Annotated in this window: 19 protein-coding genes; 8 read left to right on the forward strand and 11 right to left on the reverse strand. The window is 73.9% G+C overall.

All coding sequences use genetic code 11. The annotated features are described in order from the left end of the window. Positions 1-53 precede the first annotated feature (53 nt). From PVK37_RS22490 to PVK37_RS22510, 5 genes are all read right to left on the reverse strand, one after another. Positions 54-977: a carbohydrate ABC transporter permease gene (locus PVK37_RS22490; RefSeq protein WP_275029641.1), complete on the reverse strand. Its 924-nt coding sequence runs from the start codon at positions 975-977 to the stop codon at positions 54-56. Beyond that, positions 974-1999 carry an ABC transporter permease gene (locus PVK37_RS22495; protein ID WP_275029642.1) on the reverse strand — a complete coding sequence of 342 codons (1026 nt, stop codon included), beginning with the start codon at positions 1997-1999 and terminating at the stop codon, positions 974-976. The genes PVK37_RS22490 and PVK37_RS22495 overlap by 4 nt, the downstream gene beginning before the upstream one ends. Further along, complete coding sequence (locus tag PVK37_RS22500; protein ID WP_275029643.1) at positions 1996-3675, reverse strand: extracellular solute-binding protein; 1680 nt, start codon at positions 3673-3675, stop codon at positions 1996-1998. The genes PVK37_RS22495 and PVK37_RS22500 overlap by 4 nt, the downstream gene beginning before the upstream one ends. A 186-nt stretch (positions 3676-3861) precedes the next feature. After that, entirely contained in the window at positions 3862-4572 is a 711-nt protein-coding gene (locus PVK37_RS22505; protein WP_275029644.1) for a M23 family metallopeptidase, read from the reverse strand. Between the two features lie 60 nt (positions 4573-4632). Continuing rightward, positions 4633-7530 (reverse strand): helix-turn-helix transcriptional regulator, encoded by a 2898-nt coding sequence (locus PVK37_RS22510; protein WP_275029645.1) that lies wholly within the window; start codon positions 7528-7530, stop codon positions 4633-4635. A gap of 351 nt (positions 7531-7881) precedes the next feature. Between PVK37_RS22510 and PVK37_RS22515 the strand changes: the two genes are divergently transcribed. The 4 genes from PVK37_RS22515 to PVK37_RS22530 all read left to right on the forward strand — a co-directional run bounded on the left by PVK37_RS22515 (position 7882) and on the right by PVK37_RS22530 (position 12855). After that, complete coding sequence (locus PVK37_RS22515) at positions 7882-8628, forward strand: ferritin-like domain-containing protein (RefSeq protein ID WP_275029646.1); 747 nt, start codon at positions 7882-7884, stop codon at positions 8626-8628. A 184-nt stretch (positions 8629-8812) separates the two neighbouring features. After that, positions 8813-10657, forward strand: coding sequence for a RiPP maturation radical SAM C-methyltransferase (locus tag PVK37_RS22520; protein WP_275029647.1), 1845 nt, complete (start codon positions 8813-8815; stop codon positions 10655-10657). A gap of 1 nt (position 10658) precedes the next feature. After that, the gene (locus PVK37_RS22525; RefSeq protein ID WP_275029649.1) at positions 10659-11231 is read left to right on the forward strand and encodes a DUF5825 family protein; all 573 of its coding nucleotides are present in this window, start codon (positions 10659-10661) and stop codon (positions 11229-11231) included. A 46-nt stretch (positions 11232-11277) separates the two neighbouring features. Further along, complete coding sequence (locus PVK37_RS22530; protein ID WP_275029650.1) at positions 11278-12855, forward strand: MFS transporter; 1578 nt, start codon at positions 11278-11280, stop codon at positions 12853-12855. On the opposite strand, the gene PVK37_RS22535 is transcribed toward PVK37_RS22530, so the two are convergent. Genes PVK37_RS22535 through PVK37_RS22545 form a run of 3 tightly spaced genes read right to left on the reverse strand, consistent with a single transcriptional unit; the run spans position 12837 to position 16065 of the window. Next, positions 12837-14120 (reverse strand): aminotransferase class III-fold pyridoxal phosphate-dependent enzyme, encoded by a 1284-nt coding sequence (locus PVK37_RS22535; protein ID WP_275029651.1) that lies wholly within the window; start codon positions 14118-14120, stop codon positions 12837-12839. The two genes, PVK37_RS22530 and PVK37_RS22535, sit on opposite strands and share 19 nt — an antisense overlap. A gap of 17 nt (positions 14121-14137) precedes the next feature. Beyond that, a complete protein-coding gene (locus tag PVK37_RS22540) occupies positions 14138-15112 on the reverse strand; it encodes an alpha-ketoacid dehydrogenase subunit beta (RefSeq protein ID WP_275029652.1) in 975 nt (324 codons plus the stop codon). Beyond that, complete coding sequence (locus tag PVK37_RS22545; RefSeq protein ID WP_275029653.1) at positions 15109-16065, reverse strand: thiamine pyrophosphate-dependent dehydrogenase E1 component subunit alpha; 957 nt, start codon at positions 16063-16065, stop codon at positions 15109-15111. The genes PVK37_RS22540 and PVK37_RS22545 overlap by 4 nt, the downstream gene beginning before the upstream one ends. A gap of 302 nt (positions 16066-16367) precedes the next feature. Here PVK37_RS22545 and PVK37_RS22550 point away from each other — a divergent pair, with 302 nt between their 5' ends. Then, positions 16368-16994 carry an STAS domain-containing protein gene (locus tag PVK37_RS22550; RefSeq protein ID WP_275029654.1) on the forward strand — a complete coding sequence of 209 codons (627 nt, stop codon included), beginning with the start codon at positions 16368-16370 and terminating at the stop codon, positions 16992-16994. Between the two features lie 190 nt (positions 16995-17184). On the opposite strand, the gene PVK37_RS22555 is transcribed toward PVK37_RS22550, so the two are convergent. The 3 genes from PVK37_RS22555 to PVK37_RS22565 all read right to left on the reverse strand — a co-directional run bounded on the left by PVK37_RS22555 (position 17185) and on the right by PVK37_RS22565 (position 19573). After that, the gene (locus PVK37_RS22555) at positions 17185-17766 is read right to left on the reverse strand and encodes a TIGR03086 family metal-binding protein (RefSeq protein ID WP_275029656.1); all 582 of its coding nucleotides are present in this window, start codon (positions 17764-17766) and stop codon (positions 17185-17187) included. A 79-nt stretch (positions 17767-17845) separates the two neighbouring features. Continuing rightward, positions 17846-18220 carry a hypothetical protein gene (locus tag PVK37_RS22560; RefSeq protein WP_275029657.1) on the reverse strand — a complete coding sequence of 125 codons (375 nt, stop codon included), beginning with the start codon at positions 18218-18220 and terminating at the stop codon, positions 17846-17848. A 126-nt stretch (positions 18221-18346) separates the two neighbouring features. Then, positions 18347-19573 (reverse strand): D-alanyl-D-alanine carboxypeptidase family protein, encoded by a 1227-nt coding sequence (locus tag PVK37_RS22565; protein WP_423791105.1) that lies wholly within the window; start codon positions 19571-19573, stop codon positions 18347-18349. A 222-nt stretch (positions 19574-19795) separates the two neighbouring features. On the opposite strand from PVK37_RS22565, the gene kynU reads away from it, so the two are divergent. The 3 genes from kynU to PVK37_RS22580 all read left to right on the forward strand — a co-directional run bounded on the left by kynU (position 19796) and on the right by PVK37_RS22580 (position 24131). After that, positions 19796-21058 (forward strand): kynureninase, encoded by a 1263-nt coding sequence (gene kynU / locus PVK37_RS22570; protein ID WP_275029659.1) that lies wholly within the window; start codon positions 19796-19798, stop codon positions 21056-21058. Positions 21059-21339: 281 nt separating this feature from the next. After that, positions 21340-24009 (forward strand): class III lanthionine synthetase LanKC, encoded by a 2670-nt coding sequence (lanKC, locus tag PVK37_RS22575; RefSeq protein WP_275029660.1) that lies wholly within the window; start codon positions 21340-21342, stop codon positions 24007-24009. Between the two features lie 2 nt (positions 24010-24011). Continuing rightward, the gene (locus PVK37_RS22580) at positions 24012-24131 is read left to right on the forward strand and encodes a SapB/AmfS family lanthipeptide (protein ID WP_275029661.1); all 120 of its coding nucleotides are present in this window, start codon (positions 24012-24014) and stop codon (positions 24129-24131) included. Positions 24132-24188: the final 57 nt, after the last annotated feature.

Genomic DNA, 24188 nt, shown 5'->3' on the forward strand with positions numbered 1-24188 from the left:
CGCCCGGCCGGCGTCCACACCTCGACGCCGGCCGGTCCCGGGACCGTGAGGGCTCAGCCCTTGACCGCGCCGATCAGCACGCCCTTGATGAAGTGCCGCTGGATGAACGGGTAGACCGCGACGATCGGGGCGACGGTGAGCACCACCACCGCCATCTTGATCGACTCGGTGGGTGGCATGGTCACCCCGCTGGTGGCCCCGGAGGTGTGCGGGGCCTGCCCGGCCAGCAGGTAGCTCTGCAGCACCCGCTGGATCGGGTACATGTCGTTGCGGTCGATGAACAGCAGCGCGTCGAACCAGACGTTCCAGTAGCTGACCGCGTAGAACAGCCCCACCACGGCGACGACCGCCCGGGACACCGGCAGCACGATCCGCAGCAGGGTACGGACGTCGCTGGCCCCGTCGATGCGGGCGCTGTCGAGCAGCTCCTGCGGGATGCCCTGGAAGAAGCCCCGCACCACGACCAGGTTGAACACGCTGATCGCCGGCGGCAGGATCAGCGCCCAGATGGTGTCCTTCAACCCCAGACCGGTCACCACCAGGTACTTCGGCACCAGCGGCGGGTAGATCAGGAACGGCAGCAGGAAGTAGGCCAGCAGCCAGCGGTAGCCGAGCGAGCCGGGCCGGGACAGCCCGTACGCGGCCAGCACGGTGACCGTGAGCGCCACGGCGGTGCCGATCACGGTGACCAGGGTGCTGATCCACAGGGCCCGGGTGACCGCGCCACCGGCGAGGATGGTCTGGTAGGCGGACACGTCGATCCCCTTCGGGACGACGACGAGCCCACCGGCCTCGGCGATCGTCTCGCGGGAGGACAGGCTGGTCACCAGGATCACCCAGAGCGGGAACAGCACACCGAGCACGAGCAGGGTGAGCAGGACGGTCTTGGCGGCCTGGCCGACCGGGGTCGGCTTCTCCTCCCAGACCGGGCGGCGGGCGTCCGGCCTGCGCGGCTTCCGTACGGTGGTGGCGGTCATGATCTTGAGTAGATCCCTCGTTCGCCGAGCTTGTGTGCGATCTTGTTGGCGACCAGGATCAGGACGAGCCCGACCGCGGCCTTGAACAGGCCGGCCGCCGCACCGTAGCCGTAGTTCCCGGTGGCGATGGAGAAGTTGTAGACGAAGGTGTCCAGCACTTCGGAAGCCTGCCGGCCCACCGCGTCGCGTTGCAGCAGGAACTGCTCGAAGCCGACCGAGAGCGCGTCGCCCAGGCGCAGGATGAGCAGCAGGATGATCACCGGGCGCAGGCCGGGCAGGGTGATGTGCCACAGCCGTCGCCACCGGCCGGCCCCGTCGGCGGCGGCCGCCTCGTACAGGTTCTGGTCGATGGTGGACAGCGCCGCCAGGAAGACGATGGTGCCCCAGCCGACGTCCTTCCACACCGCCTCGGCGGTGACCAGGATGATGAACGTGTCCGGGTTGGTCATGATGTTCCACGGTTCGAGCCCGGCCTCCCGCATGGTCTGCGAGAGCAGGCCGGCACCGCCGAGCATCGCGACGAAGAAGGTGACCACCAGCACCCAGCTGAAGAAGTGCGGCAGGTAGACGACGGTCTGGATGAAGCCGCGCAGTCTGCTGGACAGCAGCCCGTGCAGCACGATCGCCAGCAGGATCGGCAGCGGGAAGAAGAACACCAGCTGGAACGCGGTGATCGCCAGGGTGTTGCGGAACGCGTCCCAGAACGCCGGGTCCTCGAACAGGAGCTGGAACTGGCCGAAGCCGATCCAGTTGCTCTTGAGGAACGCCTCCAGCGGGTTCGCCCCGACGTACGGGTTGTAGTCCTGGAAGGCGATGACGTTGCCGAGGATCGGCACGTAGCTGAAGACCAGCAGGATGAGGAAGCCGGGCGCCACCATGAGCAGCAGTTGCCAGTCCCGGCGCAACCGGCTGCCCAGCGACGGCCGGCGGCGGCCGGTGGGACGACCGGCCGCCGGTGGCGTGGACCCGTCGGGCCGGGGCCGACCGGCCCCGGCCTCGACGGTCGTCTTCGGTGCCGTCACTTTCCAGCCTTGGACAGCGCCTCGGCGAGCAGCTTCCTCGCCTCCTCTCCCCCGTTGGCCTTCCACTCCCGCACGATCGCGTCGACGTCGGACAGCGGCCGTCGGCCGCGCAGCACGTCGGTGAACTTGTCCTCGGTGGGCACCGCGTTGGCCTTGTACGCGTCGGGCATCTCGATCTTCAGCCCGTCCCAGGGGTCCTTCTCCAGGTACTTGACCATCTCGTTGGAGTAGGTCAGCAGGTCCCGCACGTAGTTGGGGGTGTCCGGGTAGGGGCCGATGGTGGGGTTGCGGCCGCTGATGAAGTAGTACTGGTTCTGGATCTCCTTGAACGCCAGGTCGTTCTTGACCGGCCCGTTCGGCGTCCGGGTGTGGTGCTTGCCCTCGACCCCGTAGTCCCGCAGCTGGGCCTCCTGGCTGCCCAGCGGGGCGGAGCACCAGTTCATGATGCGCAGCAGCTCCTGGACCCGGTCCTTGCCGACGCCCTTCTTGACGAAGGTGAACGAGGTGGGCTCGTCGTCGCCCCAGACCAGCGGGTCGCCGCCGGTGGCGGAGAAGATCGGCACCGGCTGGATGTTGAGCTTGGCGTTGACCTTCTGGTGCTCGGCCTGGGCGCCCTGCCAGAATCCGACACCGGCCCGGCTGAAGACGGTCGCGCCGCTCTTGGCGAACAACTGGGCGGCGTCCGCGCCGTCGCTGGCCACGATGTCCGGATGGACCAGACCGTCCTTGTAGATCTTCGCCATCACCTCGAGGGCCTGGCGGAACTCCGGGGTCTCGTACTTGAACTCCGGCGTGCCGTCGGAGGTCAGTCGCCAGCCCTGCTTGGCGGCGGGCACCTTGTGGTACATCTGGATCATGGCGAAGACGTCGTCGAACGCCCACACCTTGCGGGCCGGGTCGGTGACCTGCCTGGCGACGGTGAGCAGTTCGTCCAGCGACGTCGGCACGGTCAGGCCCCGGGCGTCGAGCAGGTCCTTGCGGGTGAACAGCGCCCACGGGAACGGCCCGTCGGTGGGGTTCGGGACGGCGGCCAGCCGGCCGTTCCAGACCGCGTTGCGCCAGGCGCCGGTGGGGAACGAGGCCAGCATCGGGTAGGCGTTCACCGCGTCACCCTTGAGGTGGTCGGTGAGGTCCTCGAAGAGCACCCCGATCGCCTCGGCGAACCGGGGGATCTTGGGGATCTCCCAGCCCGGCACGCAGAGCAGCTCGGGGACGTCCCGGGCGCCGAACATGGCGTTGAGCTTGTCGGCGTACGTGTTGCCGTCCTGGATGGTGAAGCTGACCGGGGTGCCCAGCTCGGCGTTGACCGCCTGGAGGTAGGCGCTCTGCGCGATGCCGGGCGGGGCCGGGCCCCAGGCCGGGGTCATCGCGGTGACCTGCTTGCCGCTGGTGCCGGGCTTCTCGGTGATCGCGTCGACCAGGTCGGCCGGGTAACTGGTGTAGCCGTCCGGCACCGGGCGGACGCCCATGATGTCGGGCTTGATGCCACCGGCCAGGTCCTTGTGCGTCGGCAGCACGTCGGCGAAGGCGTCCAGGTTCTCCGCCCCGCCGGAGCTGGTCGGCTTCTCGCTGCACCCGGCGAGCACCGGGCCGCCGACGACCGTGGCCGCGCCCAGCCCCACCAGGCCGAGGAAGTTACGGCGCGAGGGCCTCGCGCCGGAGTTCTGAAGTGTCATCGGTCTCCCTTGGAGCAGGGTGTGTGTCGAGAAGTCGGGCACCGCACGTACAGCTAGTTCGTCTGGATGGCAAACAAACTAATGGACGGCCGGAGCCTGCCACAAGAGGTGCCGCCGCGCCGGACCGACCGGCCGGGTCGACGTCCACAGCGGCGGGTCCGGGATACGGTGGCGAAGGCCGTCGCGTCAGTCCGGGACGGTCACCGACGCGACGACGTCGCCGTCGTCCGGCACGCCGATCGGTACCAGCCGCCCGGTGCCGCCCCGCCGGTGGACGCGGTAGTCCCGGAAGGCCAGCGGCACCCCCGCCGCCCGGAACGGATCGACGTCGTCCATCAGCTGGAGATGCAGGTGGGGCTGGGTCGAGTTGCCCGAGTTCCCGCACCGGCCCAGCGGCTGACCGGCGACCACCTGCTCGCCCGGCCGGACCGCCACCGTGCCCCGCCGCAGGTGCGCGAGGACCAGGTACGGCCCTCCCCCGGCCAGCTCGACGACGACGTGGTTGCCGGCGAGCCCAGGGGCGCCCTGCCGGGCCCGGCTGACCTGGGTCAGCGCGTACGGCAGCCGGGCGAGGGGGGAACGGCGGGCCACGTGGTCCGGCTCGCCGTCCCACACCGACACGACCCGACCGGCGGCGGGGGCGACGATCGGCCGGTCGAAGGCGAAGAACCGGTCCACCGGCTCGACCGCCAGCACGCTCCGCCAGTCACGCACCGACGCCGTCCGGCCGCCGTGGACCGCGACGAAGTCGATCGCGTGACTCGCGCCGAACGCGGTGGTGCCGTGGCTCGGCACCCGGCGGGCCGGGCTGTTACGGACGATCCAGGTGCCGTGGAACGGCAACCGCAACACCACGGGCGCCGGGCTGACAGACGGGACACCGACACGACCGGTCATGTCTTCACTGTGTCAGCGGTGGTCGACACACCGGCGGTGACCAGGTTGCCCGCTGCGGGGTCAGCCGATCTGATCGTCGACGAACCAGCCCGGCTCCCCGGACCGGAGCGGAGCGAGCCGACCGACCGCGATCCGGTCCGGCTGGCCGGTCTTGGCGAGCAGGCTCGCCACGTGTTTCTCCACGGTCCGCGCCGACAGGTGCAGCCGGTCGGCGATCTCCCGGTTGCTGAGCCGCTCGGCCAGCAGGCCCAGCACCTCGTACTCGCGGGGGGTCACCCCGTGGGACCGCAGGGCGGCGGGCACGTCCTCGGTGCCGGCCCGCCGCTGCACCGGGCGGGAGCCGGCCCGCCGCAGCAGACGACGGCAGGCGGCGGCCACCGCCGGGACCTCGGCACGGTGGAAGTGTTCCTCCGCCACGCGCAGCCAGCCGACCGGGTCACCCCAGCCGTCGGCCATGGCGGCCTCGCTGACCAGCCGCAGACCGAGGTGCCGGGCCACCGGGTACGGCTGGGCCACCCGCAGCGCCTCGTCCACGGCGGCCCGCGCCTCGGCGGTCGCGCCGGCCCGCCCGGCCAGGACCGCCCGGGCGAAGAGCCGGAACTGGTGGTTCCAGCGCAGGCCGCCGACCCCGGTGCCGGGGGCCAGGTCGGCGTGTCCGGCCGGGGTGAGGTCACCGGTGACGGCCCGCAGCAGCAGGTGTGCGCCGTGCCGGCCGGCGAGCGGGCAACTCGCCGGATGGTCCAGGTCGGCCCGCGCCGCCCGGTACGACTCGTGCAGCGCGCGGGCGCGGTCCTCGCGCAGCAGGGCGGCGAAGACCCGGGCCAGCCCGTGGATCCAGGACGCGTACCGGACCGGGTCGCCGCCGTCGCGGCGGTACCGCAGGAGGGCGTCGGCCAGGTCCCGGGGCCGGTCCCGGTGGGCGTCGGCGGTGGCCCGGACCAGCAGGGCACGCCGGCGCAGGGGTGGTGGCGCGGTGGCGAGCAGCCGTTCGGTGAGCCGGTCGACGGTGGCGAAGTCGCCCCGCAGCACGGCGTGCCGGGCGAGCCGGACCTCGGCCTCCTGCCGGGCCGACACCGCGCCGACCCGGGCGGCCGTCCGGTGGGCCTGGTCCAGCCGGTCCAGGTCACCCCCGCGCAGCGCGTCGTCGTCACCGAGCCGGACCAGGGCGTGCAGCTCCCAGCGGGGTACGTGCTGGCGGACCGCGACCGACCAGGCCCGGGTGAGGTGGGCGGTGGCCTCGTCGGGGTCCCGGGCCCGGGTCAGTTCGCCCAGCAGCAGGCCCGCCTGCCAGAGCACGGCCGGCGGGCCGGACATCGCGGCCCGCCGGGCCGTCGCCTCGGCGACGCCGGCCCGTTCCGGCCGGGCGTCACCGGCGTCGAGCTGCGCGGCGAGGACGTCGACGACGGCCGGGTCCGCCGCGCGGGCCGCCGGGTCGAGCAGGGTCCGGGCCAGGTCGACGTGGCGGCGGGCGTCGGCGGTACGACCGGCGGCGTCGGCCGCCCGGGCCAGCGCGGTGTGCAGGTGGACGCGGGGTGCGGGGTCGAGGTGGTCGGCGAGGTCGTCGAGGGCGGCGGCGTGACCGAACGCCCGGTCCGGGTCCCCGGCCTCGGTCAGCGCGTCGAGCAGGTCCGTCAGTCCGGCGGCGCGGACCGCGGCGTCGGCGTCGGCGAGCAGTCCGGTGCCGTGGTGGAGCAGGTCGGCGGCCTCACCGGCGGCACCACGGCCGAGGGCGTGCCGGCCGGCGGCGGTCAGCAGGTGACCGGCGACGGTCGGTTCACCGGCGTCGACCCACAGGGCGGCGACCGTCCGGGGGTGGGGCACGGACGGTCCGGGGTGGACGTCGGTGACCGCTTCGGCGGCCCAGCGGGCCAGGCGACGGCGTTCCGGTGGCGGGAGGGTGGCGCGGATCGCCACCCGCAGCAGCGGATGCACGAAGGTGTACCGGTCGGGGTGGGACCGGTCCGGTCGGACGAGCCGGGCGACCGCCGCGCCGGCCAGGTCGTCGCGGATCTCCGGGTCGGGGCGTCCGGTGGCCCGGCGCAGGACGGTACCGGAGAACATCGGCCCGAGCAGCGCGCCGAGCAGCAGCAGGTCCCGTTGTGGCGGGGTGAGCTGGTCGAGCGGCCGGGTCAGGGTCGGCAGCGGGCCGGCCGACGGGCTGTCCATCCGCCAGCCGGTGCCGGTGTCGTGCAGCACGCCGGTGGCGCGCAGTTCGGCGAGGGCGTCCCCGGCGAGGGCCGGGTTGCCGCCGCTGACCGCCCAGAGCAGGTCGACGGCGGGCGACGGCAGGGCGTCCGGGTGGCTGTCGAGGTGGCCGGCGGCCAGCCGGCGGACGGCGTCCGGCCCGAGGGGGCGCAGTTCCACGGTGCGGCAGGCACCGCGCCGGGCGGCGGCCCGGACCAGGTCGAGGGCCGGGCCGGGGTCGGGCCGCAGCGCGCCGACCAGGGTGGCCGGTTGCCGGTGCAGGTGGTCGACGAGGTAGTCGAGCACGGCCAGGGTCTCGTCGTCGGCGTCGTGCAGGTCGTCGAGGAGGAGCAGGCAGCCCCGGTCCCGGCCGGTCAGGCCGCCGAGCCGGAGCATCCCCTCGGCGACGGCCAGCAGGTCGTGGCCGACCGGGCCGGGCGGCTGGTCCGACCCGCCGGGCGGGAACCACTCCGGCACCAGCCGGGCCAGTGCCGGGCGGTAGGGCCCCAGCTCGGTGAGCGGACATCCGTCCAGGGTGGCGGGGGCGGTGACGAGTGCCTCGCGCAGCGGTCGCAGCGGGATGGCCGGGCCGATCACGCTGGACCGGCCGGACAGCACGGGCATGCCGGCGACCGTGGCGAGCGCGCCGGCGGCGGCGACCAGTCGGGACTTGCCGATGCCCGCCGGGCCGACCAGGAACACCGCCCGGCCGTGCCCGGCCCGGGCGGCGGAGAGCGCGTCGGCCAGGGTACGCAGTTCGTCGCGTCTACCCACCAGTGCCACCACCCGACCCGACATGAATAGAAACCTATCAATCATTTCGGGGTGGATCCACGGTCGGTCCGCGTCTTTCCCGGCCCACGCCCGCAGAACCCGGGTGACCGGACAACCACACTGGGTAGTCACCACCCAGACAGTTCCCCACCCGGCACCACCGACAGCCGACCCAGCAGTGCAGGTCACCGCCGTCCGGCCCGCCGGGGCGAGACGCCTGCGGACGGCCGGACGCGGACCCGACCGGAGGCGGGCCGGAATATGGGTGACCGACCGTCCTGGCACCGTCCACGGTTTGCGATGAAGCTCACGGACAGGAACTCCCAGCCGAGCACAGGAAGGGAGTCGGGCGTGACGCTGCTGCCACCGGACAAGCTGGACGGCGACGAACTGGCGTACCGGATCTTCCAGGTCACCCGGGACCGCGACCCCTGGCGGATCGAGGACGTGCTGCGCGAGGGCCGGTTCAGCGACGACCCGGAACGCGCCGAACGCGCCTGGCGGGTCGCCTCCCACGGGTACTACGCCGAGCAGGCCGGACTGGTCGCCGCCGCCACCCTCGCCGCCGAGACCGAGGACGCCCCGCTGCGCTTCAGCCTCGCGCTGGCCGCCGCCGACGAGGCCCGGCACGCCGACGCCTTCTACCGGTACGCCAAGGCGGTCGGTGGGGAACCCGCCGACGCGCTGGACGCCATGCAACCCCTCGACGACGGACTGACCCGCCTGCCGTACCTGGGACGGGCGCTGGTGCACACCATGCTCGAAGGGCTGGCCGCCGACGAGTTCATCCTGCTCGGCGAGGTCTTCGCCGGTGACCCGCTGGGCCGGCTCTACCACCACGTCCGGCGGGACGAGATCCGGCACGTCGCGATCGGACTCAACTACCTGGCCCGGGCCACCCGCACCCCACAGGGGCGGGACGCCTGGGCGGCCCACGCCCGCGAATGGCACGACACCGGCATCGGGCTCACCGGCCTGGACCAGGTCGCGACAGCCCTGGCCACGCACACCAACCGGGACGCCGCGACCGTCCGGGCCTGGTTCCTCCGGCGGCACCGGGCACGGCTCAGCGCCGCCGGGATCACGATCCAGACCTGAGAAGGGAGGTGATCCCGATGAAGATCACTGTCGTCAAGGTGAAGGCGCCCACGCACGGCGTCTGCAAGTACCTGGTGCCGCTGAACCGGCCCCAGACCGAGTCGCAGAAGTGACCGAGCGGGTCCGGGTGGCGCCGGCCCACCCGGACCCACCCGCCGGTGTCCGGCCCAGGAAGGGGACGACCGTGTCCGTGTGTCTCGTCGCGATGCCGTGGCAGTCGCTGGAGTCACCGTCGCTGCCGCTGGGCCTGCTCCGGGCCGCGGTGACCCGCGCCGGACTGCCCACCCCGCGCACGTACCACGCCAACCTGCGCTGGGCGGAGTTCCTGATGGCCCGCACCGGCGAGGAACTGGGCCCACGGGAGTACACCAAGGTCGCCGAGGAGGGCCTCTTCGACGGCCTCGGCGACTGGGTCTTCACCGGCGTCCTGCACGACGACCCCGAGTTCGCCGTGGCGACGCTGCGCGACTACGCCCGCGAACGGGACCTGGACATCACCGCCGTCAGCCGGATGCGGGAACACGCGGCGGACTTCGTCGAGCTGGTCACCGACGAGATCCTCGGCACGCATCCCCGGGTGGTCGGGTTCAGCACCACCTTCATGCAGAACGTGCCCAGCCTGGCGGTGGCGCGGCGGATCCGGCAACGCTCCCCCGACGTGCGGATCGTCTTCGGCGGCGGCAACTGCGACGGACCGATGGGCGCCGCCCTGCACCGCAACCACCCGTGGGTCGACCTCGTCGTCCGCGGCGAGGGCGAGGTCGCCTTCCCGGCGCTGCTCGCCGCGCTCGCCGACGGCGGCACCCCGGAGGCGCTGGCCACCGTACCCGGGCTGTGCTGGCGGGACACCGACGGCACCCCCCGGCAGAACCCCCAGCCATCTCCGCTGCCGATGGCGAAGGTGCCCACCCCCGACTTCGACGACTGGTTCGCCCGGCTGGACGTCTCCCCGGTCAACCCGCACGTCGAACCGAAACTGGTGATGGAGACCGCCCGGGGCTGCTGGTGGGGCGAGAAGCACCACTGCACGTTCTGCGGCCTCAACGGCACCCTGATGGCGTTCCGGGCCAAGACCCCGGACGCCGTCCTGGCCGAGCTGGGCGAACTGACCGCCCGGCACCGCGTCCTCGACGTGATCGTGGTCGACAACATCATCGACAACGGCTTCTTCACCACCGTGCTGCCCCGCATCGCCGAACGGGACTGGGACCTGCGGGTGCACTACGAGGTCAAGTCCAACCTGAAACCGCCGGAGATCGCCGCGTTCCGGGCCGCCCGGGTCAGCCACGTGCAGCCCGGCATCGAGAGCCTCGTCTCGCCGGTACTGAAGATCATGGACAAGGGCGTCGCCGGCGCGCGCAACGTCCGGACGCTGCGCGACTGCGAGTCCGCCGGCCTCACCGTCACCTGGAACTGGCTGTACGGGTTCCCCGGCGAACGCCTCGACGACTACACCCCGGTGCTGCGCCAGGTGCCCGCGCTGGTGCACCTGCAACCCCCCTCGGGCACCGCCCGGATCCTCCTCGAACGGTTCAGCCCGTACTTCGAGAACCCGGCGCTGGGCTTCCCGCAGCGCCGCACCGCGCAGTCGTACCGGCACGTCTACGCCCTGCCCGAGGAGGACCTGCGGGACATGGTGTACCTGTTCGACAGCGCCCACGCCGGCATCTCCGACACCGACGCGCAACGGCTGCGCGACCTGATCGACGCCTGGACCGACGGCTACCCGGACAGCTCCCTGGTCCGGGTGGACGAACCCGACGCGATCGTCGTCGAGGACCGCCGGGCCGGCTGGCCGACCACCGACCACCGGCTCGCCGACCCGCTGACCCGGGAGGTGTACCGGGCCGTCGAACCGGGCCGGTCACTGCCGGCGGCGCACCGGTCGGTGACCGCCGCCGGCCTACGCGTCGACGAGGCGGACCTGCGCGGCGTCCTCGACGACCTGCTCGGCCGGGGGCTGCTGTTCGTCGAGAACGGACAGTGGCTCGCCCTCGCCACCGCCGCCATCCCGATCAAGGTGGGCTGACATGGCCGTCTCGCACCCGAGCGCCCCGGAACACGCCGGGGACGCGCTGCCGGCGATCACCCCGGAGCTGACGTACCGGACGGTCGAGCAGGACACCGTGCTCACTTTCGGCCGTTCCCCGGGCGACGACCTCGACCTGCTGCGCTACCTGCGCGAGGTGACCAGCCACGCGGTCCGGCTCCGGTGGCGACTGGCCGGGGTGCCGTCGTTCCCGCTGCACACCCACGTGCACCTGGTGGCCCCCTCCGGCGGGGTGGACCCCGAGTCGGCCCGGTACGCCCTGCGCTGGACCGCCGGCTACCGGTACGGCAGCTTCTTCTACCGGCAGGGACCCGGCTTCGTCATGATCAAGGATGTCCGGCCGGAGAGCGAGGACGCCCGGATGACCATCGACGAGGGAGCCGAACACTTCCTCGCCATGGCCGATGCCCGCACCGTGTCCGAACTCGCGCCGGCCGCCCGGGACCTGGTCGACACCGTCGCCGAGGCGGGGCTGCTGCTGCGGGCCGACGACCGGATCCTCGTGCTGCCCCACCGGATGCGGCACTGGCCGGTGCCGTACCTTTCGGTGTGACCGGCGGGGCGTCGCCGGTCGTCCGGTGACCGGGACGGGAGGTCCGGTGCGTCCACCGTCGGCGCTGCGGGACCCGGCCCTGCGGCCACTGGTCCTGGCCCAGCTGGTCAGCCTCACCGGCACCCACGTCACCGCGTTGGCGCTGCCCACCCTGGCCGTCCTGCTGCTCGACGCCGGACCGGTCGCGGCGGCCCTGATCTTCGCCCTGGAGTACGCCGCCCGGGGACTGACCGCGCCGCTGACCGGCGTCCTGGTCGACCGGGTCCGCTCCCCCCGACGGCTGCTGGTCGGCACCGATCTGCTGCACGCGGCCGTGGTGGCCACCGTGCCCGTCCTGTACCTGCTCGACGGGTTGTCGCTGCCGTACCTGGTGGTGGTGGCCGGGATCTCCGGCATCCTGGCCGGGGTCACCGACATCGCCGTCACCGCGGTGCTGCCCCGGCTGGTCGCGGCCGACCGGCTGGTCGGCGCGAACGCCGCCCTGGCCGGGGCGCGGGCCGCCGGCCAGATCCTCGGGCCGGCCCTGGGGGGTCTGCTGGTGCAGGCCCTCGGCGCGGCGCTGGCCGTCGCCGTCGACACGGCGACCCATCTCGGTTCGGCGGCGGTCCTGGGCCGGCTGCGGGGTGCCGGCCGCCCGGCCGGGCCTGCGCCGGCAACCCGCACCGCCGGGCCCGAGGCGGCATCGCGGACTTACGGGCCCGAGGCGGCAACGCGGACTGACGGGCCCGTGCCGGCAGCGCGCTGCGCCGACGGGGCGGCCCAGGCCGGCCACGGCGACCAGGCCACGCCCGGCGGGACGGCCGCCCGCACCGGGCGGAGGGCGGCCCTGCGGCGGTCCGGCGCGGATCTCCGCCGGGCCCTGCGGGAGGGGCTGGACACCTTCCGCGAGCACCCGCTGCTGGCCCGTCTCGCCCTGGCCGCCGCCGCGCTGAACGTCGGCGGGGCCGGCCTGGGGGCCCTCTACACCCTGTACGCGTACCGGACGCTGGGGCTGAGCCCGTTCGCGGTCGGCGCGCTGTGGGGGGTGAACAGCGCGGCGGCGATGCTCGCCGTGGGCACCGCCCGGCGGGTCGTCGGTCGGCTCGGCCTGGGCCGCACGATCGCCCTGTTCGCCCCGGTCGCCGCCGGCTCGCTGCTACTCATCCCGGCCGCGTCGCTGGTCGCCGCCCCGCTGGTGCCGTTCGTCGCCTACGAACTGCTCTTCGGGTTCTGCGCGACGGTGTGGGCGGTGGCGTCGGCGACGTTGCAGCAGCGGCTGGTGCCCACCGACCGGCTGGGCCGGGCCATCGCGTTCAGCCGTACCGTGTCGATCCTGGCCGTGCCGGTGGGTGCGCTCGTCGGCGGGGTGGCCGCGCAGCTGTGGGGTCTGCCCGGCACCCTCACCGGGTTCGCCCTGCTCGCCCTCGCCGGCACCACCACGGTCGTCCGCGGCGTCCGGGACCCCGGCAACGGCCCGCCGGCCGTGGGGTCGTCGGCCGGTACCGGCCGGCCGGACAGAGACGGCCCGCCGGACAGGGACGACGCGCGGACCGGCCCGCCGGACGGGGACGGCGCGCGGGACAGGGACGACGCGCGGGACGGGGAGGGAACCGGGGTGGGACGGCCTCAGCGCTCCACCTTGTGAGCGCCCAGCGCGGCCCGGAGCCGGTCGACCAGTTCCGCGCACTCGTCCCGGGACAGCGTCAGCGGCGGCATCAGCGGCAGGAAACCGGGGGCGTAGCTGGTCAGCAGGCCGTGATCGCGGCAGGTCAACCGGAACCGGTTCACCTCCCGCACCGACCAGGGCTCGCCGTCGTCGTACGCCAGTCCGAGCGCGAGCATCATGCCCTCCCCCACCACCGGACCGGCCGCCGGTTCGTCGGCCAGCCCGCTGGCGAGCAGGTCGACCAGGTGCCGGCCGGTGTCCCGGACCCCGGCCAGGAAGCCGTCGGCGGTGAGCACGTCCAGCACGGCCAGCCCGGCGGCCATGCCGATCGGGTGACCGTCGGTGGTGGAGCCGTTCGGGAAACCGAGCCGCAGCGGCGGGTCGGCGAGCGCGTCGAAGATCGAACGGGCCACCACCAGCGCGGCCAGTGGGAAGTAGCCGGCGCTGAGACCCTTGCCCAGCACCACCATGTCCGGGGCGACCGGCAGCCGCTCGGTGACCGTCATGGTGCCGGTACGGCCGGCCCCGGTGGTCACCTCGTCGAGGATCACGTGCACGTCCCGGGCCCGGCACTCGGAGATCAGCGACGTCAGGAAGGGCAGCGACACCGGCTCGATCGCGCTGCCGAGCACCGGCTCGACCAGCACGGCGGTGACCTGGTCCGGGCCGATCTCGTCGACCAGCGCGAGGATCTCCGGCAGGGTCGGCGCGGTGACGTGGCGGACGTACGCGTCCACCGGAGCGGACCACTCGTGCAGGATCGGCTCGCCGGTCAGCGCGGTCGCCAGCGGCCCGGTGCCGTGGTAGCCGTTGTGCACCGCGACGACGTACCGGCGCTCGGGTTGACCGGTCATCCGGCGGTGGAAGCGGGACAGCATCGCCGCCTGCTCGGTCATCTGGCTGCCGGTGTTGCCGAACCGGACGTGCCGCAGCGGATCGGGCAGCAGGGCCGCCAGCCGGGCGGCGTACCCGGCGGCGACCGCGGGCGGGTGCTCGTACCGGAGCACGGTGCCGGACGGCAGCACGTCCAACTGCTGCCGCATCGCCTCCTTCACCGGCTCGCAGGAGTGCCCGAGGGTCAGGTTCCACATCGACGACCGGGCGTCGAGGTACCGTCGTCCCGCCGCGTCCGTGACGTGACTGCCGGAGCCGGCGACCAGGAACCGGCCCGGATCCGAGTCGCGGAAGAAGTCGGTCATCGGCGACAGGCCGTGCCACGCCGCGTAGCTCGCGGGAAAGTCCATCGGTGCCGTCCTTCGGGTCAGTCCGGGCGGGGGGTCGCGTACCGGGGACGGGTGAGGGCCAACGCCGTCGCCGTCACGTCGTCCACCGTGGGCAGCAGCGGGGCCAGCAGGGCAGGGCTCACCGGGGCGGGCACCGGCGCGCCGCAGACCACCGCCAGCCGGTCCGGTTCGACCGCCCCCACCTGGACCAGGTGCAGGCCGAGGTCGGCCAGGAGCGAGGCGGTCCGCGGCTCCTCGTCCACCAGGACCACCGGCCCGTTCCCGGCGACCAGCCCGGCGGTGCCGTCCCGGTCCAGCGGCGCGGCGGTACGCAGGTCGACCACCTGGCAGCGCAGCCCGTGGTCGGCGAGTCGGCGGGCGGCGCGCAGGCAGAGCGCCACCGTGTTGCCGATGCCGACCAGGGTCAGGTCGCCGCCGGCCAACGCCCGGCCGGCCACCCCGAACGGCAGCGGCGCGGCGGTGGGCTCCGGTTCGGGCAGCCGCGCCCAGTCGGGGGTGTAGAGCCGGGGGGATTCGAGCACCACCACCGGGTCGGGGTGCCGCAGGGCGGTGCTGAGCAGTCCGGCCGCCGAGTTGGGCGAGCCGGGTACCGCCACCACCAGGCCGGGGATCTGGCTGAGCATCGAGTGGGCGTGGTGTTCGTGCTGCGCGCCGAGGTGCTCGTCGCCCCGGGTGAGCCCGCGGATCACCAGCGGGACGGAGAACTGCCCGTCGGACATGTACCGCCATTTGGTGGCCTGGTTGACCAGCGGGTCGAGGGCGGTGAACAGGAACGCGACCCGGGCGATGCTGACCAGCACCCGCCGGCCCACCAGCGCCATGCCGACCGCCATGCCGACCATGGCGTTCTCGGCGATCGGCAGCCGGACCATCCGGTCCGCGCCGAAGAGGCCGACCAGGTCGTCCTGCTGGTAGGTGCAGAACATGTGCAGGTCGGGCTGTTCGGTCAGGGCTTCCCGGACGGCGGTCCCGACCGGGTGTCGCCCGGTCACCGGAGCCCCCCGGGCGTCACGGTCACGTTGGTGGTGGCGGTGGCCGGGTCGGGCGCGCCGGCCGCGGCGGCGGCGGCGAAGACCTCGTCGATCTCGCGGGCGACGTCGGCGTGCTCCTGGTTCCGCTGGTCGGTGGAGAGGTCGAGGCGGGCGGCGGCGAGGTCGATCGGATCCCGGGCCGCCCAGTGCGCCACCTCGGCGGCCGGCCGGTACTCCGCCGGGCGGGCCCCGCCCACCTGGGCGTGGTAGTGGCGCAGGTAGGTGGCGGCCACCAGCACCTGCGGACGACGGTCCCGCCGGCACCGGGCCAGCAGTTCCCCGGCGGCCCGGTGCACCGCCTCGACGTCGTTGCCGTCGACCGTGCGGTGCCCGATCCCCAGCCCGGCCACCAGTTCCGCCGGGGTGCGGTGCCGGACCAGGTCGCTGCGGGTGTGGTCCTGCCAGCCGTTGTCCTCGCAGACCAGCAGGAGCGGCAGGCCGAGGGTGGCGGCGATGGTGAGGGTCTCGAAGCTGACCCCGGTGCCGAGGGCGCCGTCGCCGCAGAAGACCACGGTGGCGCGGCCGGCGTCCGCGTTCCGCTCGGCCATGGCCACCCCGGCGGCGACCGGTAGCTGGCTGCCCACGATGGAGCTGGCGCCGAGGAAGTACCGGTCCCGGTCGGCCAGGTGCATGGAGCCGCCCTTGCCGCCGCAGAGCCCGCCGGCCCGGCCGAGGACCTCGCGGACGATCCCGTCGAGCGGTACGCCGGCGGCCACCGCGTGTCCGTGGCAGCGGTAGAAGCTGACCACCCACTCGTCCGGCCAACGGGCGGCGAGCACCCCTACCGCGACCGCTTCCTGGCCGGTGTAGGGGTGGATGAAGCCGACGATCTCGTTCCGGTCGGCGCAGTCGATGATCTTTTCTTCCAGGAGCCGGATCCGCAGCATCGTCCGGTACGCCGTTGACAACTGCACAACCGTTCCCGCTCTCGCCGGACCGTCAGGTTCTCCACCGGGCGCGTATCCACCGCACGGACCTGCAATCCTGACCTTGACAGTGATGCATGTCAATACTGGCCGGGTCGACGTTCGCGGAATCGACAGACGAACGTCACGGAACCGTCACACGTCCGCGTGGTGTCCGCCACGCCCGCCGGGCAGGGTGGGACGACGCCCGTGACCATCGCACGCGGGGGCCGCCACCAGCGGTTTCACCGCCCGGACCGACCGTCGCCGTACCGACCACCCGCCCGGCAACCGGAGGAGAATCCAGCAGGATGTCCGTCGTACCCGAAGACCGGCTGTTGACCCTGATCTGCGACACCTGCGGGGAGTCGGCCTCGGGCCGGGCCTGTGTGCTCCCCGATGCCGAGGTCGTCTGGACCCTGGTGACCGAACTCGGGTGGAGCGGATCGCCGTTCGCCTCCGGCCCGCACCGCTGCCCGCACTGCAGCCTGCTGCCCCCGCCCCCGGACGGCCGCGCCTCCTGCGACGACCACGGTCCGGGCGGCGTCCTGGGCATCGACCATCTCGACGACGTCACGGTCGTCACCTCCACCGGCGACATCGACCTCGACACCGGCGACACCCTGCGGGCGGCCCTTGGGCACGCCGCCGACATGGGCGGTGACGTGGTCGTCGACCTGACCCGGGTGCACCTCGTGGACTCCACCGGGCTGGGGCTGCTGGTCCGTGCCCACCGGGACGCCCACGACCGGGGCGCGCTGCTCTGCCTCGCCGCGCCGTCGCCGTTCGTCCGTACCGTACTGCGGACCATGCGCCTGGACGACCTCTTCGTGGTCTTCGACAGCCGTGAGGCGGCCCTCGCCCACCTGGCCGCCGTCCGGCCGACCGCCGCCGGCCCCACGGCCGCCCGCGCGAAGGTCCCGTCCGGGCAGCGCTGACCACCCGGGCCGGCCGCACGGGGCTCCGTCCGGGTCGCTGACCACCCGGGGCGGCCGACCCCGCACGCGGGCCCCGTCCGGGCGACGCTGACCGGCACCGGGCCGGTCGACCGCGCAGGTGCCGGCCACCTTGCGCCGGCGGGCCTGCGGGTCGACCGGCGGGCGGTGACCCGCAGGACCCTCCGACGCCTCAGCCGGCCTGGGCCGGCCGCCAGGCCGGGTCACGGCCGGTCAGACCGACGAGCCGGTCGAGCAGTGGCGCGTCCGACGGCACCGGCACCGCCGCGGCGAACAGCCGCGGATCGCCCGCCGGGTTCTGCGCCACCATCGTCTCCACCCAGGCGTAGGCCGGCTTCACCAGCTCCGGATCGAACGACACGGTCTGTCCGGTGGCGACGGCGAGGTCCCACGCGTGCACGATCACCTCGTCGAGCGCCACGATGCCGGCCACCTCGCCCGGCAGGTCGACGCCCCCGGCCCGGGTCATCCCGGTCCAGGCCGCCTCGGCCCGCCACGCCTGGGCCATCTCGGCCAGCCTGGCCGGCACCCCGGTCCGCCAGTCCGGGCCGAGGTTGGCGGCACTGGCGCGCGGGCCACCCTCCAGTGGCGTCTTGGCCGCCGCCATGGTGAAACCGAGCGCCAGCCCACCCACGTGATCGACGAGGTCACCGACGGTCATCTCCGGACAGGGCGTGGGGCCGGACAACTGGTCGTCGCGGATCGCCGCGACGACGCGGGACAGGACGGTGGTGGCGGGTTCCAGGTCGAGCATGGTGCCTCCGATCGACACAGATGATGTTGTCGATTATGGACGCACATCCGCGTTCCGGGGCCCGGCCGACTGCACGGTGCTATCCGGTGACGCTGGCCGCGCCACCGTTGGTGTCGCTCATGATCACGTTGAGGTGGATCGGCCCGGAGTGGTACCCCGAGTAGTTGACGACGGTGAGGGACCAGGGCACCTCGCCGGCGGCGCACGACGTGGACGTCGACCCGCTGGCGAACACCAACGGGTCGTACTGCACCGTGAACGCGGCGACGGTCGCCTGGGCGGTCGGCGCGGAGCAGAGCACCGTGCCGGTCATCGTGTGCTCGTACGTGGACGACTGCCAGAAGCCGGTGAGGGTGACCTGCGCCTGGGCGGCCTGGGCCGGTGCGGCGACGGCGAGACCCGCCACCACCGGCAGCATCACGATCAGGGCGCGACGCACAGCTCGAACGATCATGGCTCGTCTCCTGACGGTCCGGACGGGAAATCCCGGCGACCCAGGGTAACCCGACGGGGTCGGCGCGCCACCCACTGTGAAGAAGGGACGGATCGACCGCCCACCCCGGTCTCCGGCGGGCCCCGGTCACCGCGGCTGCGGTGACCGGCCCCCGTCCCGGGCGGCCCCGGCACTTCCCCGCCGCCGACGTACCCGCCAGACCACCAGGGCGACCCCCAGCAGCGGCACCGCACCCGCCAGCAGCATCGGCCGCGCCAGGTCGGACCACGGCGTACCGGCATCCCGGCCCGCCGGCACGACGGCCGGCGCGGACACCGACGCGACGGCGGCCGGGGTGGCCCCGGGTAGCGGCTCACCGGGCTCGACCAGCCGGCCGACGGTGGCGTCCCGGGGCAGCGCGAAGCCCCAGTCGAGCAGCGCGGCCCCCTGCTGCCAGCCACGTAACGGCCGGGGCTCGGCGTTCAGCAGCGCCACCACCAGCCGCCGCCCATCGCGTTCGGCCGCCCCGACGTAGGTGTGCCGGGCCAGGTCGGTGAAGCCGGTCTTGCCGCCGAGCGCCCCCGGATACCGGTACACGAGCTGGTTCTCGTTCTGGATCTGGAAGCCCTTCGCCAGCCGCCCCTGGGCGGGCACCTGGGTCCGCTCGGTCAACGCGTACCGGCGGAAGGTGGGGTCGGCGAAGCAGACCCGGGCGATCAGCGCCAGGTCGTACGCGCTGGTGAACTGGCCGGGACCGTCCAGCCCGGACGGGGTCACCGCACGGGTCTGGTACGCGCCGAGCCGGCGGGCCTGCTCGTTCATCGCCCGTACCCCACCGGCCGCGCCCTGGCCACCACCGCCGAGCCGGGCCAGGGTGTTGGCGGCGTCGTTGCCGGACTGGAGCAGCAGCCCGAGCCAGAGCAGCTCCACCGGGTACCGACCGCCCTCGACCAGCCCGACGGCCGAGCTGCCCGGCTCGATGTCGAGGTCGGCGGCGGTCACCGTGACCACCTGGCGCGGGTCCAGCCTGGGCAACAGGGTGGCGGCGAGCAGCAGTTTCTGCACGCTGGCCGGGGTGCTCGGCTCGTGCGGGCCGCAGCCGCCCAACACCGCGCCGGTCTCGAGGTCCGCGACCAGCCACGAGGTGGCGGTCAGCGCCGGGGGTGCCGGTACGCCGGGCGGCACGACCAGGCCCGCCGTGGCCAGCGCCGGCCCACCCACCGCGCGTTCGTCGGGACCGACCACCGGCGGTGCCGGGCGGGGTGGCCGGGACACGTCCGGGGCGGGTGTCGTCGGGCACGGCACGACGGTGGCGACCGACCGCGCCGGCGGTGTTGGGGTGGGTCCGGCCACGGCCGGGGCGGACCCGGCCATGAACCGCGCCGGCGGGGCGGCCCCGGCGACGGCCGGGGCGGGCGCGGCAGCGGCCAGGACGACGACGCAGGCGGCCAGGGTGCGGCGGGGTGCCGGTCCGGTCATGTCCCGGACGGTACCGGCAGGGCCGCCCCGGCACCCGGACGACACCCGGCGGACGGGCGGCCACCAGCTCATCGGCTATGTTGGCGCGGCCGTGGGCGCAGACGAAGGGAGCAGACGATGAACGGGGAGCCTTCCCGTCGGATGGCCGAGGAGCGGGACGCCGCCGATCCGCTGGCCGGACTGCGCGACCGGTTCGTGATCGCCGAACCGGACCTGATCTACCTGGACGGCAACTCGCTGGGGCGGCTGCCGGCGGCCACCCCCGACCACCTGGCCCGGGTGGTGCGGCAGGAGTGGGGCACCGACCTGGTCCGGTCCTGGTCGACCTGGATCGACTGGGGGCGACGGCTGGGCGACACGCTCGCCGCGCACGTGCTCGGCGCCCGCCCCGGTGAGGTGGTGGTCTCCGACTCGACCTCGGTGAACCTGTACAAGCTGGCCGCCGCCGCGCTGGACGCCCGGCCGGGGCGGCGCACGATCCTGGTCGACGCCGAGGAGTTCCCCACCGACCGGTACCTGCTCCAGGGGCTCGCCGAGCAGCGCGGCCTCACCCTGCGGACGCTCCCGTCGGATCTCGACGAGGGGCTGACCGTCACCGACGTCCGGGACGCCCTGGACGGGGACGTGGCGCTGGTGGTGCTCTCCGCCGTCTCGTACCGCTCGGGCAGCCTGCTCGATCTGGGCGCGGTGACCGCCGCGGCCCGGGAGGCCGGGGCGTACGTGCTGTGGGACCTGTCGCACGCGGCCGGCTCGGTGCCGGTGGAGCTGGCCGCCAACGGGGTGGACCTGGCCGTCGGCTGCACCTACAAGTACCTCAACGGCGGGCCGGGCGCGCCGGCCTTCCTGTACGTGCGGCGGGAGTTGCAGGGCGGGCTGCGCCAGCCGATCCAGGGCTGGTTCGGCCAGCGTGACCAGTTCCGGATGGGGCCGAGGTACGAGCCGGCGCCGGACGTCGACCGGTTCCTGGTCGGCACCCCGCCGATCCTCTCCCTGGCGGCCCTGGAACCGGCCCTGGCGGTGTTCGCCGAGGCCGGCATCGACCGGCTGCGCGCCAAGGGCATGGCGCTCGGTGAGCTGATGGTCGACCTCGCCGACGCCTGGCTCACCCCGCTCGGCTTCACGCTGGCCTCGCCGCGTGACCCGCGCCGGCGGGGCAGCCACGTCTCGCTGGCCCATCCGGACGCGTTGCGGATCTCCCGGGCGCTGATCAGCGAGGCGGGGGTGGTGGGTGACTTCCGGACCCCGGACCGGCTGCGGCTCGGCCCGGCACCGCTGTACACCCGGTTCGTCGACGTGTGGGACGCCCTGGACCGGCTCCGCGACCTGGTGGCGCGCGGGGTGCACGAGCAGCTGCCGGTGGCGTCGCCCCGGGTGACCTGACCGGCGACGGAACCCGCCGACCTGCGACGCCACCCGGCTGACCTGCGGCGATGCCCGCCCGGCCGGCAGCGACACCCGTTCGTCCGAGGCCGCCCGGTCGATCGACCGGGCGGCCTTCCCATGCCCGCACGGCCCCGTTCTGACTTTTGTCATGAGTACCCGTGCGCCACGCACCCGGCGTCGTGACTAAGCGCACTGGAGCCGACACTGTCCCGTCAACGAGACTCATTGCATCGCCGGGAACGAGGGAACCGGCCCGGGACGCGGGAGGGGGTCAGACGATGGACGAGCGCTACGACAGCTACTGCGCCGCCGACCGGACGTTCTACGACTCGCTCGGCAACGCCACCGACGGGCTCACCTTCGTCAGCGGGCGGCCCGCCCCGGCCGGTTGGTCTGCCGAGCCGACCGGCGACTGGATGATCTACGCCCCGGAGGGCGGCACGCTGCCGCAGCAGGGCTGGAAGATCCACGTCTCGGCCGGCGTCGGCAACGCCGAGCGGGTGCTCGACGCGGTGTGGGACTACTGCGTACCCCGGGGGCTGGCGTTCAAGTTCCTGCGCAGCCCGCGCATCGTGCTGCTGCGCAACTCCAAGTACGCCTCCCGGGCGGCGAGCGGCAAGTTCGTCACCGTCTACCCCCGGGACGAGGCGGAGCTGGAGCTGGCCTGCAAGGAGCTCGACGAGCTGCTCGCCGGCGAGACCGGCCCGTACATCCTCAGTGACCTGCGCTACGGCGCCGGCCCGGTGTACGTCCGCTACGGCGGCTTCGCCGCCCGCTACTGCCTCTCCGCCGACGGCCAGACCGTACCGGCCATCGCCGACGACACCGGCACCCTGGTGCCGGACCGGCGGGACCCGGTCTTCCACGTGCCGGCCTGGGTGACGCTGCCCGACTTCCTCGCCCCGCACCTGGCAGCCCGGAACGCGACCAGCACCACCGACCTGCCGTACCGCATCGAGAAGGTGATCCACTTCTCCAACGGTGGTGGCCTCTACGTGGGCCGGGACACCCGGACCGACACCCCGGTGGTGCTCAAGGAGGCGCGGCCGTTCGCCGGCCTGGACTCCGACGGCGTCGACGCGGTCGCCCGGCTGGAGCGAGAGGCGGACATCCTGCGCCGCCTCGCCGACCTGCCGCAGGTGCCCCGGGTGCACGACGAGTTCACCCTCGGCGAGCACCGGTTCCTGGCCCTGGAGTTCATCGAGGGACGCGCGCTCAACAAGGTGCTGGTCGACCGGTACCCGCTGATCGACGCCGACACCGGCGAGACCGAACGGGCGGCGTACGCCCGCTGGGCGCAGGACGTCTACGCCCAGGTCGAGGCCACCGTGTCGGCCATCCACGAACGCGGCATCGTCTACGGCGACCTGCACCTGTTCAACATCATGGTGCGCCCGGACGACCGGGTCGCCCTGGTCGACTTCGAGGTGTCCGCCCCCGAGGCGGAGGGCCACCGGCCCGGCCTGCGCAACCAGGGCTTCGCCGCCCCGCGCGGGGTCACCGGCACGGCGGTCGACCGGTACGCCCTGGCCTGCCTGCGGCTGGCGCTGTTCCTGCCGCTGACCCAGTTGGTCCGGCTCTCCCCGGCGAAGGCGGCCCACCTGGCCGACATCATCACGGAGAACTTTCCGGTCCCCCGCTCCTTCCTGGAGCCGGCGGTCCAGGAGATCACGAACGCGGCGACCCCGGAGAGGAATGGGGCGGGGTCGTCGGGACGGAAGGCGGCCGGGTCCGGCCCGGTCACCGGTGACGCACCTGACGGTGGCCCACTGCCGGACCTCGCCGCCGACCCCTGGCCCGCCGTCCGGGACCAGCTCGCCAGGGCCATCCTGGCCAGCGCCACCCCGGGCCGCGACGACCGGCTGTACCCCGGTGACATCGAGCAGTTCCGCAGCGGCGGGCTCAACCTCGCCCACGGCGCGGCCGGCGTGCTGCACGCCCTGGCGGCGACCGGCGCGCAGGTCCCCGCCGACCACCAGGAGTGGCTGGTCCGCCGGGCGAAGAACCCGCCGTCCGGGACGCGACTGGGCTTCTACGACGGCCTGCACGGGGTGGCGTACGCGCTGGAGCGGCTCGGCCGCCGGGCCGACGCGCTCGACGTGCTCGACATCTGCCTCCGGCAGCCGATGGACGGGCTGGACCACAGCCTGCGCAGCGGCCTGGCCGGGATCGCGCTCAACCTGGCCGACCTGGCCGGTCGCACCGGTGAGAGCAGCCTGCTCGACGCCGCGCTGAAGGCCGCCGACCGGGTGGTCGACCAGCTCGCCGACGACCCCGGCCCGGACCTCAGCGGTGGCCCCCACCCGTACGCGGGGCTGCTGCGGGGCCGCAGCGGACCGGCCCTGCTGCTGGTGCGGCTGTACGAGCTGACCGGCGACCCGACGCTGCTGGCGCACGCCGGCACGGCCCTGCGGCAGGACCTGCGCCGCTGCGTGGTGCGCCCCAACGGTGCGCTCGAGGTGAACGAGGGCTGGCGCACCATGCCCTACCTGGGGCAGGGCGGCGTCGGGATCGGCCTGGTCGTCGACCAGTACCTCGCCCACCGCGCCGACGAGGGCTTCGCCCGGGCCAGCGCGGCGGCGTACCGGGCCGCCCGGTCCCCGATGTACGTACAGACCGGGCTGTTCGCCGGTCGGGCGGGCATCGTCGCGTACCTCGCGGCGACGGCCCGTACCCCCGAACAGCGGCGGGACCTGCAAGCCCAGGTCGGCCGGCTGGTCTGGCACGCGATGCCGTACGCCGACGGGGTGGCCTTCCCCGGCGAGCAGTTGCTGCGGCTGTCGATGGACCTGGGCACCGGCACCGCCGGGGTGCTGTTCGCCCTGGGCGCCGCCCGGCACGACCAGCCGCCGACGCTGCCCTTCCTCGCGCCGCTGGCCGGCGCATCGAGACTCCCCCGTTTCCCGGGGGCGATCCACCACACCGACACCCCAGAAGGAGGTGAATAGACATGGCGCTCCTCGACCTCCAGGGCCTCGAGATGGCTCCGGCCGACCGTACCGGCGGCACGAGCGGGGCGAGCCTGCTGCTCTGCGGCGACAGCTCGCTCTCCCTCACCACCTGCAACTGAGCAGGGCACTAAGCGAGCCCCGGGCGGGTAGACGTACCCGCCCGGGGCGCACGCGTG

Origin of the sequence: Micromonospora cathayae (assembly GCF_028993575.1) — a bacterium.
GTDB lineage: Bacteria > Actinomycetota > Actinomycetes > Mycobacteriales > Micromonosporaceae > Micromonospora > Micromonospora cathayae.